Annotated in this window: 14 protein-coding genes; all 14 read right to left on the bottom strand. The window is 37.2% G+C overall.

From position 1 onward, the window contains the following. Nucleotides 1-3 precede the first annotated feature (3 nt). The 14 genes from murD to HNR69_RS03270 all read right to left on the bottom strand — a co-directional run bounded on the left by murD (nucleotide 4) and on the right by HNR69_RS03270 (nucleotide 15785). Nucleotides 4-1314 (bottom strand): UDP-N-acetylmuramoyl-L-alanine--D-glutamate ligase, encoded by a 1311-nt coding sequence (murD, locus tag HNR69_RS03335; protein ID WP_075294395.1) that lies wholly within the window; start codon nucleotides 1312-1314, stop codon nucleotides 4-6. An 8-nt stretch (nucleotides 1315-1322) separates the two neighbouring features. Then, complete coding sequence (gene mraY / locus HNR69_RS03330) at nucleotides 1323-2408, bottom strand: phospho-N-acetylmuramoyl-pentapeptide-transferase (protein ID WP_075294396.1); 1086 nt, start codon at nucleotides 2406-2408, stop codon at nucleotides 1323-1325. Continuing rightward, the gene (locus HNR69_RS03325; RefSeq protein ID WP_183405642.1) at nucleotides 2402-3796 is read right to left on the bottom strand and encodes a UDP-N-acetylmuramoyl-tripeptide--D-alanyl-D-alanine ligase; all 1395 of its coding nucleotides are present in this window, start codon (nucleotides 3794-3796) and stop codon (nucleotides 2402-2404) included. The genes mraY and HNR69_RS03325 overlap by 7 nt, the downstream gene beginning before the upstream one ends. An 80-nt stretch (nucleotides 3797-3876) precedes the next feature. Then, nucleotides 3877-5364: a UDP-N-acetylmuramoyl-L-alanyl-D-glutamate--2,6-diaminopimelate ligase gene (gene murE / locus HNR69_RS03320; protein WP_075294398.1), complete on the bottom strand. Its 1488-nt coding sequence runs from the start codon at nucleotides 5362-5364 to the stop codon at nucleotides 3877-3879. A gap of 15 nt (nucleotides 5365-5379) precedes the next feature. Beyond that, complete coding sequence (locus tag HNR69_RS03315) at nucleotides 5380-7179, bottom strand: penicillin-binding transpeptidase domain-containing protein (protein WP_075321688.1); 1800 nt, start codon at nucleotides 7177-7179, stop codon at nucleotides 5380-5382. Nucleotides 7180-7203: 24 nt separating this feature from the next. Next, a complete protein-coding gene (gene ftsL / locus HNR69_RS03310; protein ID WP_011608507.1) occupies nucleotides 7204-7524 on the bottom strand; it encodes a cell division protein FtsL in 321 nt (106 codons plus the stop codon). Continuing rightward, entirely contained in the window at nucleotides 7524-8489 is a 966-nt protein-coding gene (rsmH, locus tag HNR69_RS03305) for a 16S rRNA (cytosine(1402)-N(4))-methyltransferase RsmH (RefSeq protein WP_075294400.1), read from the bottom strand. Before rsmH ends, ftsL begins: the two co-directional genes overlap by 1 nt. A 111-nt stretch (nucleotides 8490-8600) precedes the next feature. After that, nucleotides 8601-9059 carry a division/cell wall cluster transcriptional repressor MraZ gene (mraZ, locus tag HNR69_RS03300; protein WP_075294401.1) on the bottom strand — a complete coding sequence of 153 codons (459 nt, stop codon included), beginning with the start codon at nucleotides 9057-9059 and terminating at the stop codon, nucleotides 8601-8603. A gap of 227 nt (nucleotides 9060-9286) precedes the next feature. Continuing rightward, nucleotides 9287-10870: a carbon starvation CstA family protein gene (locus HNR69_RS03295; RefSeq protein ID WP_075294402.1), complete on the bottom strand. Its 1584-nt coding sequence runs from the start codon at nucleotides 10868-10870 to the stop codon at nucleotides 9287-9289. Nucleotides 10871-11017: 147 nt separating this feature from the next. After that, a complete protein-coding gene (locus HNR69_RS03290; RefSeq protein ID WP_167591112.1) occupies nucleotides 11018-11191 on the bottom strand; it encodes a DUF5363 domain-containing protein in 174 nt (57 codons plus the stop codon). 32 nt (nucleotides 11192-11223) lie between these two features. After that, nucleotides 11224-13155 carry a tRNA(Met) cytidine acetyltransferase TmcA gene (locus tag HNR69_RS03285; protein WP_183405641.1) on the bottom strand — a complete coding sequence of 644 codons (1932 nt, stop codon included), beginning with the start codon at nucleotides 13153-13155 and terminating at the stop codon, nucleotides 11224-11226. 10 nt (nucleotides 13156-13165) lie between these two features. Then, nucleotides 13166-13630, bottom strand: coding sequence for an rRNA maturation RNase YbeY (gene ybeY / locus HNR69_RS03280; RefSeq protein ID WP_012341441.1), 465 nt, complete (start codon nucleotides 13628-13630; stop codon nucleotides 13166-13168). 21 nt (nucleotides 13631-13651) lie between these two features. After that, entirely contained in the window at nucleotides 13652-14764 is a 1113-nt protein-coding gene (locus HNR69_RS03275) for a PhoH family protein (protein ID WP_075294403.1), read from the bottom strand. 16 nt (nucleotides 14765-14780) lie between these two features. Next, nucleotides 14781-15785 (bottom strand): YeiH family putative sulfate export transporter, encoded by a 1005-nt coding sequence (locus HNR69_RS03270; protein ID WP_012341439.1) that lies wholly within the window; start codon nucleotides 15783-15785, stop codon nucleotides 14781-14783. Nucleotides 15786-15815 lie beyond the last annotated feature (30 nt).

Genomic DNA, 15815 nt, shown 5'->3' with positions numbered 1-15815 from the left:
TCTTTAACCCTGTGCCAACTTCGCTAAATCACTAAAAACATCACCTCGATGTTCAAAGGATTTAAATTGATCCAAACTTGCACAAGCCGGTGATAAAAGCACCATATCACCTTGCTGTAAATTCGGACGAATAGCTTCTATTGCCTGTTCCATCGTATCAAATAACTGACTTTGCACTGATAGTGCGGCAAGTTCTTTACCATCTTGCCCAAAACAATAGCAATAAATATGGGGTTGATTAATTAATGTTGCCAATTCCGAAAAATCTGCGGATTTACCATCCCCCCCCAACAATAAATGTAATTTATTAGCTACATACAAACCGGTCAGTGCAGCAACTGTACTTCCAACATTGGTTGCCTTCGAATCATTAATCCAACGTACATCATCTTTCTGATATGCTAACTGAAAGCGATGAGCTAAACCGGTAAATTTACGAAGTGCGGTCCGAATTGCAGTAAAACTTATGTCGACAGCCTGAACCAACGCACTGGCCGCCAACGCATTCATATAATTATGACGACCTACCAATTTCATTTCATCACAAGGTAAAATTAACCGCTCTTTTGCCATTAAATATTGCTTGCCATTTTCCGTTTTTAGCCAATAATCAGCCTGACTTTCTCCAAAAGTAATTGGAGACTTTAAATCTTCCGTTGTTGTTAATACATCTTCGGCATTTATTACCGCACGTTGACAATTTTCATAAATTCTCAATTTGGCTTGGCGATAATCTTCAATATCGAGATAACGATCCATATGATCTTCACTAATATTTAAAATCGTTGCGGCTGTCGCTTTCAAACTATAAGTCGTCTCCAGTTGAAAACTTGATAGCTCTAAAACATAGAGATCATAATCTTGTTGCAATAACTCAAGAGCAGGAATACCAATATTTCCCCCCATTCCAACTTTTAAGCCATCCTCTTTCGCCATTTCACTGACCAATGTAGTCACGGTACTCTTACCATTTGAGCCTGTAATAGCAATAATTGGCTTATTGGCGTAACGACAAAATAATTCAATATCACCGACAACCTCTACACCGGCCTGAAGTGCGGTCTGAATTTCAAGTGTTTTAACAGAAAGCCCAGGGCTAATCACAATGAGATCAGCTTCAAGTAGCCATTGTTGGTTTAAGCTTCCTGTATGTAAGGGGACATTTTCAGGTAATTTTTCTGCTCCCGTCGGTTGTTGACGAGTATCAATGACATGTACATTTGCTTGCTGCCGTAACAAGAAATCAACGCAAGACAATCCTGTTTTACCTAATCCGACTACGCAGATATTTTTGTTTTGATATTGATTAGTCATAGCTTGCCTTAACGTAATTTCAAGGTAATTAATCCGAGTAACACTAACATCAGCGAAATAATCCAAAAGCGGATAATTACTCGTGGCTCTGGCCAACCTTTCAGCTCATAATGGTGATGGATTGGTGCCATTCGGAAAATACGTTTACCATTGCGTAACTTATAAGATCCTACTTGCAAAATAACCGATAAAGTTTCAACGACAAATACACCGCCCATAATCACCAATAAAAATTCTTGTCGAACTAAAACGGCAATAGTACCTAATACTCCACCCAATGCTAATGAACCAACATCCCCCATAAAAAGTTGTGCGGGATACGTATTGAACCACAAAAAACCCAAACCGGCACCCACAATTGCAGTACAAAATATAACCAATTCAGAGGTATGTTTAATATAGGGAATATATAAATATTTTGACCATTCAATATTTCCGGTCGCCCATGCAATCAACGCAAATGCAGCAGCAACAAAAACTGTCGGCATAATAGCCAAGCCATCCAGCCCATCGGTCAAATTAACCGCATTGCCGGTGCCCACAATAACAAAATATGCCAATACAATATAAAACAAACCTAACTGAGGCATGACATCTTTAAAAAAAGGCACAACCAACCGTGTCGCATCCGTATCTTTACCTATCGCATACATACCGAAAGCAGAGACTAAAGCGATAACAGAAAGCCAAAAATATTTCCAACGAGCAACTAAACCGGCAGTATTTTTGCGTGTAATTTTACGATAATCATCAACAAAACCGACCGCACCATAGCCAAATAATACAAACAAGCAAAACCAAACATAAGGATTGGCTAAATTTGCCCATAATAACGTACTGACCCCTATAGCAAATAAAATCATAATACCGCCCATCGTTGGGGTGCCTTTTTTGCTTAAGTGACTATCAGGACCATCATTACGTATTTCTTGCCCAAATTTCAAAATTTGTAAACGACGAATCACTTTAGGACCAATCCATAGCGAGAGTAAAAGTGCGGTGAAAAGTGCAAGAATTGCACGCACTGTCAAGTAAGAAAAAACATTAAATACACTTTGATATTGGTGTAAATATTCAGCTAACCACACTAACATTGAAATTTATCCTTTACTAAATTAATCACGTCTTCCATTTGCATACATCTCGCCCCTTTGACTAATAAAACAACTTTTTGACCGGCTAATTTTTGCTGAATAACGGGGATTATATAATTCACTAACTCGGTTTTATCACTAAAATGAACGCCATCACAAGCATCGGAAATGACCGCACTTTGTGTACCAAAACTGACCACTAAATCTAAGTTCGCCATCTGAGCAAAATCCGCTACTTGTTTGTGACAACTCACTGAATTTTCCCCCAATTCCGCCATATCACCAACAGCAAAAATACGGAAAAATTTATCATATTGTCGCAATACATCAATAGCGGATTTCAATGAACTTACATTAGCATTATAAGTATCATCTAATAACAATAGATTTGGACAAGGCTCAATGGGAAATAAACGCCCTTTTACATACGATTTTTTTTCTAAGCCTGCTTTGATTTGTTCTAAACTCACACCTAAGCATGAAGCTAATGAGGCTGCCGCTACGGCATTACTGACATTATGTAATCCTAAATAAGGCAGATTAATCTTAATTTCTCCTTCCCGAATGCAACACAATGTAAACTGACTGCCTGTTTCCGTTAATTTGATTTCTTGTGCATAGTAATCCGACACCTTCCCCATAACGGAAAACAATCGAGTATCTGCATTACCTATTTGTTCATACCAATACTTTTTTTGGTAACGCACAGAATGCTCATATTCCATTATGGCAATGCCGTTTTCACTTAACCCTTGATAGATTTCGCCTTTTGCCTGTGCCACTCCCTCAACACTTCCAAATCCCTCTAAGTGAGCCGCAGCAACATTATTAACCAATGCCACATCCGGTTGAACTAAATCCACGGTATAAGCAATTTCACCTTGATGATTTGCACCTAACTCAATAACAGCAAACTTATGCTTCGACTCAAGACGTAACAAGGTCAAAGGCACACCGATATCATTATTAAAATTGCCCTGAGTAAATAAGACCGCATCAGGATCTTGTGCCACTTTTTGCAAAATAGAAGCTGTCATTTCTTTGACAGTTGTTTTGCCTGAAGATCCCGTTATTGCGATTGTTTTTGGATTAATTTTTACTCTTAGCCATTTAGCTAATTGCCCTAAAGCAAGACGAGTATCAGGTACAATTAACTGTGGTACATCAACATCACACTCACGCTCAACTACAACAGCTGAACAACCTTGTTCTACTGCCTGTGTCAGATAATCATGAGCATCAAAATTTTCACCTTTCAAAGCAAAGAACAAACTTCTTAAACAAGGCTTTCTTGTGTCGGTACTAACCTTTTCCACACAAATATCCTCCGCTCCAATTAATCGTGCGGAAAAAATGTCAGCCAGTTCTTTTGTCGATAACTTAATCATGTTATTTCTTACTTCTCATCATTCAATACAATGAATTATTTCTGTATTTTACTCATCAATGACTTCAAATTTTACTAAACTTAAAAATACTTTTTTACAATTTCCTGATCCGAAAAATGGTATTTAGTTGTTCCAATAATTTGATAATTCTCATGACCTTTTCCAGCAATCAAAACAACATCATTTTCTACCGCACTTTGTAACGCTGTTTTAATTGCTTGCTCACGCTGATGAATAATCTGCACCGCACTTGATTGCTGAAAACCTGTCAAAATATCTTGCATAATTTGTTCAGGATTCTCTGTTCGAGGATTATCATCAGTAACAATCACACTATCAGCAAATTTTTCGGCAATAGCTGCCATTAATGGACGTTTACCTCTATCACGATCACCGCCACAACCGAAAATACACCAAAGTTTTCCCTGACAATGAACTGCAGCAGATTGCAAAGCGTTCTCTAAAGCATCCGGTGTATGTGCATAATCAACAATCACGGTAGCCTTATGTTTTGCACTCAACATTTCCATTCGACCGCAAACACCGGTTAATTGCCGTACTGTAGCAAGTAATTTATCTATGTCATACCCAAGCGATAAGAGTGTGGCTAAAACAAGTAATAAATTACTCACATTGAAGCCCCCAATTAATGGGCTACTTAAGATCCCATTTCCCCAGCTTGAGGCAAATTCAATCGTTGTGCCTTTGCTGTGAAAACTAAGTGCGGTTGCTTTTAGCCAATTTTTTGTATCGGGCTGATAATCCGCACGGCAACTTACTGCAACCACATCAGGATCATCTTTACTTAATTCAATCAACCATGTTGCCCCGATTTCATCATCAACATTTAAAATTTTATGTTGACAATTCAGTTCACTAAACAAACGTTTCTTCGCTTGTGCGTAATTTTCCATGGTATGATGATAATCAAGATGATCACGGCTTAGGTTGGTAAAAATGCCTGCACGAAAAGTCAGTGCCTCAACTCTATGCTGCACTAACCCGTGAGAAGACACTTCAATCGCAGCAAAATCAGCACCTTGCCGAATAAATTTATCTAACGAGGATTGTATTTCTATTGCCGATCCCGTTGTATTTGAAGCTTCTTTTATTTGTCCAAATAAACCATTGCCAATCGTCCCCATGACCGCACTTGTATGCCCTAAAATTTGTGTCCACTGTGCAAGTAACTGAGCTATGGTTGTTTTACCATTGGTTCCCGTTACGCCAACAAGGGTTAAACGTTGTGAAGGAGATGAATAAAATCTATCTGCAATATGAGAAAGATGTTTTGACAGTTCATAATACGCAATAAGCGGAATATTTTGCTCAAAGCTTACTTTCAAATGCTGCTCCACTAGATCAGTTTCAAACAGCACCGCACTTGCTCCATTTTGAATGGCTTGCATAATAAATTCTCGACCGTCAACACGATGTCCTTTAATCGCAACAAAAAGACAGCCGGTCTTGGCTAAACGGCTGTCTAAAATCATTTCTTGAAGTTCAATATCTCTATGAACGCTATCTAATTGTTCATCAATATCCCAAAGTGCGGTTAATTTTTTCATAGATTACCTGAATGATTAATTGGCGTTCGCTTTATTCTCTTGACTATTGAGATAAACTGTACGTCTAACAGTTTTTGTATAGTTACTACTATCAGGAGGAATATTATTTGCTTTCAAAGCATAACTCATAATATTGGAAAATACAGGGGCAGAAACAACCCCACCATAATATTCTCTACCTTTAGGATCATTAATTAATACCACTAAGGCATAGCGAGGGTTGCTGATTGGAGCAAGTCCGGCTGTATAAGCAATATATTTGTTAACATATTTCCCATTTTCAATTTTCTTTGCTGTTCCTGTTTTTATTCCCACTCGATAACCCTCTACCATTGCTCTTTTATTTTTTATCGCAACTTTCTCCATCATATTAACCACTTCACGAGTCATTTTTTCAGAAAACACTCGCTGCCCAATAACAGGAGGATCTACTTTTGTAATTGAAAGAGGTCTATAAATACCGAAACTGCCCAAGGTAACATAGGCACGAGCAAGTTGTAACGGCGTAGTGCTGATGCCATAACCAAAGGAAACACTGGCTCTATCAATATCTGACCATTTCTTACGATCGGCATTCAAGAAACCTGCCTGTTCCCCAACTAAACCTAATTCTGTTCGTTGCCCTAAACCTGCTTTTTTATATGTATCTATTAGTGCATTTGCAGGCATACGCAAAGCCAAACGGCTCACCCCTCTATTACTCGAATTTTCTAAAATTTGATCAAGCGTTTGGCGATCTCTGACTGCAACATCTTTAACTTCATACCCATCTAAAACTAAACGACCAGTGTCGATTATCTCATCTCTTCGCACTACTTTTTTTTCAAGTGCGGTCAAAATAACAAAAGGTTTAATAGTCGAACCTGGCTCGAAAGTATCTGTAATAGCTCTATTACGCATCACTTCAGTCTTAAAACTTGTGCGTATATTTGGATTATAAGAAGGTGCATTAGCCATAGCCAACACCTCTCCCGTATGAATATCAACAAGTACTGCCGTTCCTGATTCCGCTTTGTATTTTTCAACAGCTTTCTTTATTTCACGATAAGCTACGGACTGTAATTTTTCATCAATACTTAAAATGACATTTTGCGGATCGTATTTCTTAAGATCTGATATATTCTCAATAATCCTACCATGCCTATCCTTGCGAACTGTTCTTGATCCAGGTTTACCAACTAAAAATGAATTAAAACTTTTCTCTATCCCCTCAATACCTTCCCCGTCTATATTGGTATAGCCGAGTAAATGTGCAGTTTCCTCTGTCTTAGGATAAAAACGACGAGGTTCAGTTTTTAAGTTAACTCCATATAGATTTAATTCTTTAACATACTCCGCAATGGTTGGTGACACCTGACGAGCTAAATAGACAAAACTAGATTTAGGATTTTTTTCTAGAATTTTTCGTAAGTCCTTGTAAGACATACCTAATGCTTTAGCTAATGCACGCCAGCGTTCCTCATCTTGTAAACCATTTTTACTAAAAATTTTTTTTGGTTCAGCTGAAATTGAAAACATAGGAACACTCACTGATAAAAGTTGCCCATTGCGATCAACAATGGTACCTCGCATAGACAAAATTTTTTCTTTACGCAAGGATCGTTCATCCGCCTCATTAGATAGCACATCGGATTTAATCATCTGTACATAAGTAGCACGTCCCACTAAAGCTGTGAGTGATAAAATAATAAGACCAACAACAACCATAAAACGCCATTTCAAGAAACTATTTTCATAGATCTTTTTAGGTTGATTACGCTTTGCACCATTTTCAAATGCTCGTTTGTTTTTTCGATTTATCTTATTATGTGTCATTAATAACCGCCTAATATCTATTATCTATTCAATGATAACAACCTCTTGTTCAGCCGGAACGGATTTCATCTTCAACTTTTGAGTGGCAAAAGACTCTATATCGGAATGAAGACTATGGGCCTTTTCCTCTAATCTTAAATTTAAATATTCTTGCTCAAGCGATTGATTTTCAACAACTAAATTACTTTTTTTAGCGACTAAAATACGAGTTTGATGAGTAATCCAAACTGTACTTAACGCACTCAATACAACCAAAATCGTTAAAACAATTAATAATTTATTTGCAGAAACCAAGTCCTCAAAAATAACTTTATACAATGGGTAGCGTTCGAAATCTCTTACCATTATATTCTCTCCGCAATGCGTAAGACCGCACTTCTTGAACGAACATTAGCAGCCATTTCTTGTTCTGTCGGCATAATCGCTTTACCAACAGGTTTTAATTTTTGATTATGTTGAATTTGCTCTTCACGCAATGGCAATCCTTTGGGCAAATCATCACCTTTACTTTGCTTACGTATAAAATGCTTTACCATACGATCTTCTAGAGAATGAAAGCTGATAATCGACAGACGTCCTTGAGGAGCGAGAACATTTAAAGCTCCATTCAATACTTTTTCTAATTCATCTAATTCTGAATTAATAAAAATACGAATAGCTTGAAAACTTCTCGTTGCAGGATGCTTATACTTATCTTTAAAAGGTACAGACTGAGCAATCAGTTCAGCTAATTGTAAAGTTCTGTTTAAAGGTTCTGCTCCACTTTGCACCGCACTTTTGTTATATCCTATAATCGCCTGAGCTATACGTTTGGCAAAGCGTTCTTCACCGAAAGTTTTCAATACCCATGCTAAATCCTGTTCAGAAACCTGCCTCAACCATTCCGTTGCCGATAATCCTTGTGTCGTATCCATACGCATATCCAAAGGACCATCTTTCATGAAACTGAATCCCCTTTCCGCATTATCAAGTTGTGGAGATGACACGCCAAGATCAAGTAAAATCCCGTCAATTTTGCCCGTCAATCCTAATTTTTCACAAATATCCGGAATAGCTGAAAAGCTGTCATGCACAATACGAAAACGTGGATCTTGAATATTTTGTGCAACCTGAATTGCTTGGGGATCACGATCAATCGCAATTAATTGACCCTTTTTTGACAGTTGAGAAAGGATAAAACGAGAATGACCGCCTCGACCGAAAGTCCCATCAATATAGATACCATTTTCTTTTAAGGCTAAACCGCCAACTGCTTCTCTTAATAAAACAGTGAAATGCTCAGGTGAAGAAAATGTATCTTGCATACTCATTTGCAATAACCTAGGAAAAATCAATAAAATCAAAAGGGATAAAAGGTACAACAAAAAACGTACCTTTTTACCTTTGCTAGTACCGTTACTGACTGTAACGTATCTTTTTTATTATAGGGATAACATACTTAATGCTTCAGACATGGCAAATTGTCCACTCGCACCTAATGTCATATCTTTTTCAATTTGAGCTTGCCACTCTGACTCGCTCCAAATTTCAAATTTATTTAATTGCCCCACCAACATAATGGATTTTTCTAATTTTGCATGTTGACGTAAAGGAGCACTAATAAGAATTCGTCCGGCACTGTCAAGTTCACATTCAGTTGCATAACCTAGCATTACACGTTGCAAACTACGCTCTTCCGGATTGAAATTCGACAATTTCGATAATTTCTGCTCAATAATTTCCCATTGGTTTAAAGGGTAAAGTAATAAGCAAGGCTGGCGAATATCAACGGTACAAACCATCTGCCCCTGATTTATTTCGAGGATTTCCTGACGATAGCGAGTAGGAATTGCAATCCTCCCCTTAGAATCAAGATTAACCGCTGATGCCCCTCGAAACATATTGTTTCCTTACTTTAATCACAAAAAATTATTGGTTGTGTAGATAAATGAGGAAATTATGACAAATTTCTCCACAAAATTCCACTTTTTACCACTTCATAAGTGTATTACCAGTGAGATTAGGTTGCAAGTTTTTTATCTTGAAAACATATAAATAAAGTAAATTTTTTATAAAAAAACCGTTCAAGTTGCCTCGAACGGTTTTTATCTATTACTTATGAATTGAATTATGTAGCATCATTTATAAAGGCATCCGGATCTTTCGAACCTAACGGTTTCAATAAAGTAAAGAAAGCCACTAAACAAAAAATAGTTAATCCAATACCAATATAAACGGAAAGTTGATAATCTAAACCAAAACCAATTTTGTTATAGGCTAAGTATGTAAAACATACCGCACTAATAAACGCTGCCGGAATAGTACACACCCAATGGAATTTATTGTAACGATATAGATAAGCCGCAGCTGTCCATAGCATCACCATTGCTGTTGCTTGGTTTGCCCAAGTGAAATAACGCCACAACACACCAAAGTCAATTTTTGATGCAATAATCCAAAAACCGACTGCAAATAACGGAACTGCAATAAGTAACCGTTTCACCAAAGTGCGTTGTTCAATTTTTAAGAACTCCGCAATAATCAAACGAGCGGAACGGAATGCTGTATCTCCGGAAGTAATAGGTAGCACAACTACCCCTAATACAGCAAAAACACCACCAATAGTCCCTAAGAAATAAATAGAAGAATCATACACTACTTTGGAAGGTGAACCTTGTTGGGTTGCAGCTAATAGTTCACCCAAATTTTCATAGAAACTTAAACCAACAGTACACCAAACTAAAGCAATAACACCTTCTGCAATCATGGCTCCGTAGAAAATAAAACGACCTTCTTTCTCATTTTCAGCACAACGTGCCATCAATGGAGATTGAGTTGCATGGAAACCGGAAAGTGCACCACAAGAAATGGTTAAGAATAATAATGGCCATAATGGTAGCTCTTTACGAGTTTCAAAGTTTTGTAAGAATTTTTCAAAACTCATACCATCAACGGAACGGAAAAATTCAATTGGATCAGCACCATTTAAATGGCTGGATACTAAGCCATATACCATACCGGCAGACATAAATAATAATAGTCCACCAAATAATGGATAAATACGTCCAATAATCTTATCAATCGGTAACAATGTCGCCACAATATAGTAAAGGAAAATAATTCCAGTCCAAATCGCCACAACTGTCGGTTTATCCATTCCCCAAACACGGATCTCACCAGCGTTTTGTACCGCACTTACCACCTCATGTGCATTGGTTGTAGCCATACTTGCACTACCAAACATATCCAAAGTAATAGTACTTAATAACTGAGCAGGACTGGTTACAAACACAATCCCGACAAGGAATAATAAAACAACGGCAAGTACGTTAATAAATACTTTAACGGGAGTACCTAAATAGCGTCCGGCAAGAGTAGGCATTGAAGCACCACCATTACGAACACTCAACATACCACAGAAATAATCATGTACTGCACCGGCAAATACACAACCCAGTACAATCCATAACATCGCCACCGGTCCATATAATGCCCCCATAATCGGTCCGAAAATTGGACCTGTGCCTGCGATATTCAATAATTGAATTAGCCAAATTTTCTTTTTAGACATCGGAACATAGTCAACACCATCTGTCATAGAATAAGCGGGCGTTTTCTTGTTCGGATTGATAACAAATACTTTCTCAACAAATTTACCGTATGTGAAATAGCCTAAAATCAATAGGGCAACACAAAAGAAAAACCATAACATAATAATCACCTAAAAATAATAATAATAAAAATACGCCAACTTCACTGAAGTAAAGCGTGCGTATTTTAGAGAGTTGTTATAGTTAAGTAAACTAAGATGGGTACATTGGTTGGCTAAATCTTTTCCATTATGTGAAGTACTTCACAATTATGATGCTTTACCAGCCTCATTATCTGTTTCTTGTTTTGCATCTTCATCAAATTTGACTATAGGTACACAGCCTCGACAAGTCCCTTTATCCACCTCCATTTCATTACAAAATTGATTGTACGCATCCAGCATACGGCGGAAAAAACCTTTCTTTTCTGATTGATCCGGCATCACATTCTCCTTCCTGTATAAAAATCACTCCATCATAGAAAGTTTTTATATTTTTGCAACACTTCTTTTACTTCGTTGCGGCAAATTATCACTCCTTGTCGATAACCGCCATAAGACAAGAAATCTTTTTCACCACAAAAATATTTCCTCAAGACAGGACATTCAGAGGGAGCTATCATCTTCAATAGTCTCCATAAGGCAGGACGAGCAGCCGATAAAGTGCGGTAATAAAATGCAAATTTTTGCAATGAGTATACATCAAAGGCATTTAACTCTACCTCAATAGTTTGATTATTTATAACCTCATTCAATAAAGGATGATCCGATAAAACAAAATCTCGTCTGAATTGACTCATACATTGTTGTGAAAATTCTTTGCCTCGCAAAGTCAAAGGACAAATAGCCATTGCATTATATGTGCCACTGCTACTTTCTTTATACTCACTCAAATACACTAAATTAAAACCGCACTTATGCCAAAAAGAAACCAACTCCGAGCTGTAACCAAAGCTCACTGATAAAAAATCAATGTTACTTTCTACTTTCAAAGCAGCTATCAAATCTCGCCCTACTCCTCTTCTCTGCCAATTAGGTTGAAGTGCAATGCGAGAAATTCGTAAAGAACGTAATTCACAAGCCTGTGAATTAAGATATTGAAAAGCCAATAATTGTGCTGCTAAATTACCTTTCGGACGGCGTTCTCCTCGACAAATTCCCGCAATCAATCCTCGATCCGACAATCCCCCTTCCTCTAATGCCCATACCCCACCAAGCAAATGTCCTTCTGTCTGTGCCAAATAAAATCGTTGTTTTGGAGCATCCAATAAACGACGTAAATCAATAGGAGAAGTGCGGTAATGTGCTAAAGACAATAGACCGTAAAAATCTGCTATTTGTGTCAATAACGCCTGTTGATTTAGCGATTTTATGTGAACGTCCAAATTGGATTTGTAATGATATTGCCGAAAATCATCTTCACTATTAAGCAATAAAAGCACATCAATAAAAGGTTCTAACTTGTCGTCCTCACGCCAACGCAATGGCTCCTTTAATTCAAATTCAAGACATTTTCGCCGTTGTTGTAAAATTCGTTGCTTAAATTTTAAGCCAAAACCACGCCCCGTACCTTCGTAACTATGAATGGTTGTACTAAAAACAATATGTTTAAAATAAGCACTAAAAAAATTTAAGGTACTGACAGGTAGCATGGCTGCTTCATCTACAAATAGCCAAGCATTTCGATAGTCTTGCGGATTTTCTGTCAAACACTGAACAAACTCATCAGGTGCAATAAAAGTAACTGATTGACCGGCGAACTTTTGCAAAATATTCACCGCACTTTTATTCGGTGCCGTCAAATAAACTTTCTGTTTTACTTGTTGAGATAACAAACCCAATAATGCTGATTTGCCTCGTCCACGTTTTGCTGTTAAAAAATAAATATCTGCCTGTTGCTGTAAAATACTGTCAATAATTTTTTGCTGTGCTTTAGTTGCACTCAATTGAACTGAACAAAATAAATCAGGTAGATTATTTTGAGTAATCGCCGGAATAGCGAAATGATTAACAGGAAACTGAAATTGATTAACAATCTGTTGAAAATGCCGAATAAAGTGCGGTGTTGCAATCATTCCTTCTACACCGCTCCAACGCAAACTATCAATATCAGCTTGTTGTTCTAAAAGATCCCAATGATTAAGTAGAATATTTAATGTTCCACCCTCTTTTACTGTTCCTGCCACAATCGCTAAACTTTCTAAATGAAATCCCTGACGAGCATCAAAAATCACATTTAAAAACTCTTGCCCAAGTAACTTTTTTGCTTTTTGCACATGGCAAAAATGCACATTAAAATCGGGTTTTTCCCACCCTAACCACAAAACATCAAAATGTGATAAAAAGTGCGGTCCAAAATCTTGCAGATTGGGTGCAATACTAATTTGCACATGGCGAGGAGATATCATTTCAGGTTGGTTATTTCTCAATAATATAAGGATCAGTAAAACCTAACGAAAGCATAATTTCCGTTTCTAACCTTTCCATTTCTTCCGCCTCATCATCTTCAATATGATCATAACCTAACAAATGCAAACTACCATGTACGATCATATGTGCCCAATGTGCCATTAGTGGTTTTTCTTGCTCTGTCGCCTCTCGTTCTACTACTTGACGACAAATCACTAGATCACCAATTAATGGTAATTCAATTTCATCAGGACATTCAAAAGGAAAAGAAAGCACATTAGTCGGCTTATCTTTACCACGATAGGTTAAATTCAAATGGTGACTTTCTTCTTCATCAACAATGCGTACTGTCATTTCAGGTTGTGAGTTTTCCGCTCGAATTGCCGCATTTGCCCATAGTTGAATTTGTTCCACACTTGGTAAATTGGTCGCATCTTCGCTCGCTATCTGTAGGTCAATAATGACATTTTTCATGAATTGAACCTTTGTATAAAATTATTCTTGTAACGCTTTTACCCGTTCTTCGGTAAACTGCTCTTTTTCTAACCGCTCTTGTTGTTTTTGCTCGGCTAATTGTTGGCGACGAAACTCATCTTTAATTTCCCAAACCTCATAAGCTTGAACAACTTTTGCCACAACAGGATGACGTACAATATCTTTGCTGTCAAAATAGTTAAAACTTAATTCTGGCACATTTTCTAATACTTCAATCGCATGGCGAAGACCGGATTTTTGACTACGAGGTAAGTCAATTTGCGTAACATCACCGGTTACAACAGCCTTAGAATTAAATCCAATTCGGGTTAAAAACATTTTCATTTGTTCAACCGTTGTGTTTTGACTTTCATCTAAAATAATAAAACTGTCGTTTAACGTTCGTCCCCGCATATAAGCTAACGGTGCAATTTCAATTACATTACGTTCTATTAATTTTTGCACACGCTCAAACCCCAACATTTCAAATAAAGCATCATAGAGCGGACGTAAATAAGGTTCAATTTTCTGTCCTAAATCACCGGGTAAAAAACCCAATTTTTCACCGGCTTCAACAGCAGGACGTGTAAGCAAAATACGACGCACTTCTTGACGCTCTAATGCTTCAACCGCTGCGGCAACGGCTAAAAAAGTTTTCCCTGTTCCAGCCGGTCCAATACCAAAACTAATATCGTGTGTGAGAATATTATGTAAATATTCAATTTGGTTTTTACCACGAGGTTTGATTAAGCCACGTTTAGTTTTAATCGTTGTGCTATAAACTTTACTATCTTCCCGCTTTGTTTGAGTATTATTTTGTAATAACATTCGGCTCTCTTGAATTGCCAAATGTATATCTTCCAAATCCAGCTCTTTCACTTTGCCACGAATTTTTGCAGTGTCAGCATATAAATTTTTAATTAATTTCACCGCACTTTTTAGCAAAGTTGGATGATACGTGTTTTTTTCTTCTTCGTCTGCGGATTGTACAGTAAAAGTAAAATTACGGCGTGAAACAACCAAATTAAAACTGCTTTCAATTAATTGCAAATGCTCATCAAATGTGCCACAAAGGGATTGTAAGCGTGCATTATCTTGAGGTTCGAGAGTAAACGTTTCAGTAAGATTGTTCAAAATAATATCCTTATCTTTATAAAAATCCTTGCATTAACAAATTCACTGCTAATCCTCCTAAAACCAACCAAATAAAGAGTAACATACCTAATAATAAAGGTTTTACACCCGCTTTCTTGATAGCACTAATATGAGTGGTTAATCCTAAAGCTATCATTGCGGCAATTAACAGTAAATCGTCTAATTTTACAATAAATTTAACCGCACTTTTTGGCAAAATATCAAAGGAATTAAAGATTGCCATGAGAATAAATAAGAAAGCAAACCAAGGAATATTAATTTTACTTTTATCTGATTTCTGTTTTGATAATGCCCAAGATAAAACTAATAAAAATGGCGCTAACATCATTACTCTAATCATTTTGGTGATTACTGCTGTATCAGCAACCGTAGGACCAATATTACCGCCGGCAGCATAAACTTGTGCTACTTCATGTACCGTTGAACCGATATAAATCCCAAATTGATGATCTGTTAGCCAATGTTGTAAATAAGAATAGGCAAACGGATATAGAAACATGGCAATCGTGCCAAAAATAACAACGACCGCAACAGCAACGGATACTTTATGAGATTCGGCTTTGGTAACAGGTTCCATTGCCATCACAGCCGCCGCCCCACAAATGCTACAGCCTCCAGCCGTCAAATACACCGTCTGCTTGTCCATTTTAAGCCAATAAATTCCTATCCCAATGGCAAGGAAAAAAGTGGAAAGCAACATAACACTGTCTGTAACAATGGCATTGATTCCCACATGGCTAATGTCCTGCAAAGTCAAACGGAAGCCATATAATATAATTCCAATACGTAACAATGTTCCCTTGGCAAATAACACGCCTTTGTCCAGTTTTGATGAAAGTGCGGGATAAAAGGTATTACCAATTAAAATGCCTAACAAAATTGCGATAGTCAAAGCACTGATTTTCGCTTGATGTGCAAATTGAGTATTTGCCAACCAACTCACGATAATGGTAAGCAAAGCAATAAAACCCAATCCAAAATAAAAATTTCTATTTTTCATATATTTCTACCCGATAATAATGTGATTGAT

Source organism: Histophilus somni, assembly GCF_014202395.1.
In the GTDB taxonomy this organism is placed as follows: Bacteria; Pseudomonadota; Gammaproteobacteria; order Enterobacterales; family Pasteurellaceae; genus Histophilus; species Histophilus somni.
Note: the sequence above shows the minus strand (reverse complement) of the source record. Positions and strands in the feature narration are given on the sequence as shown.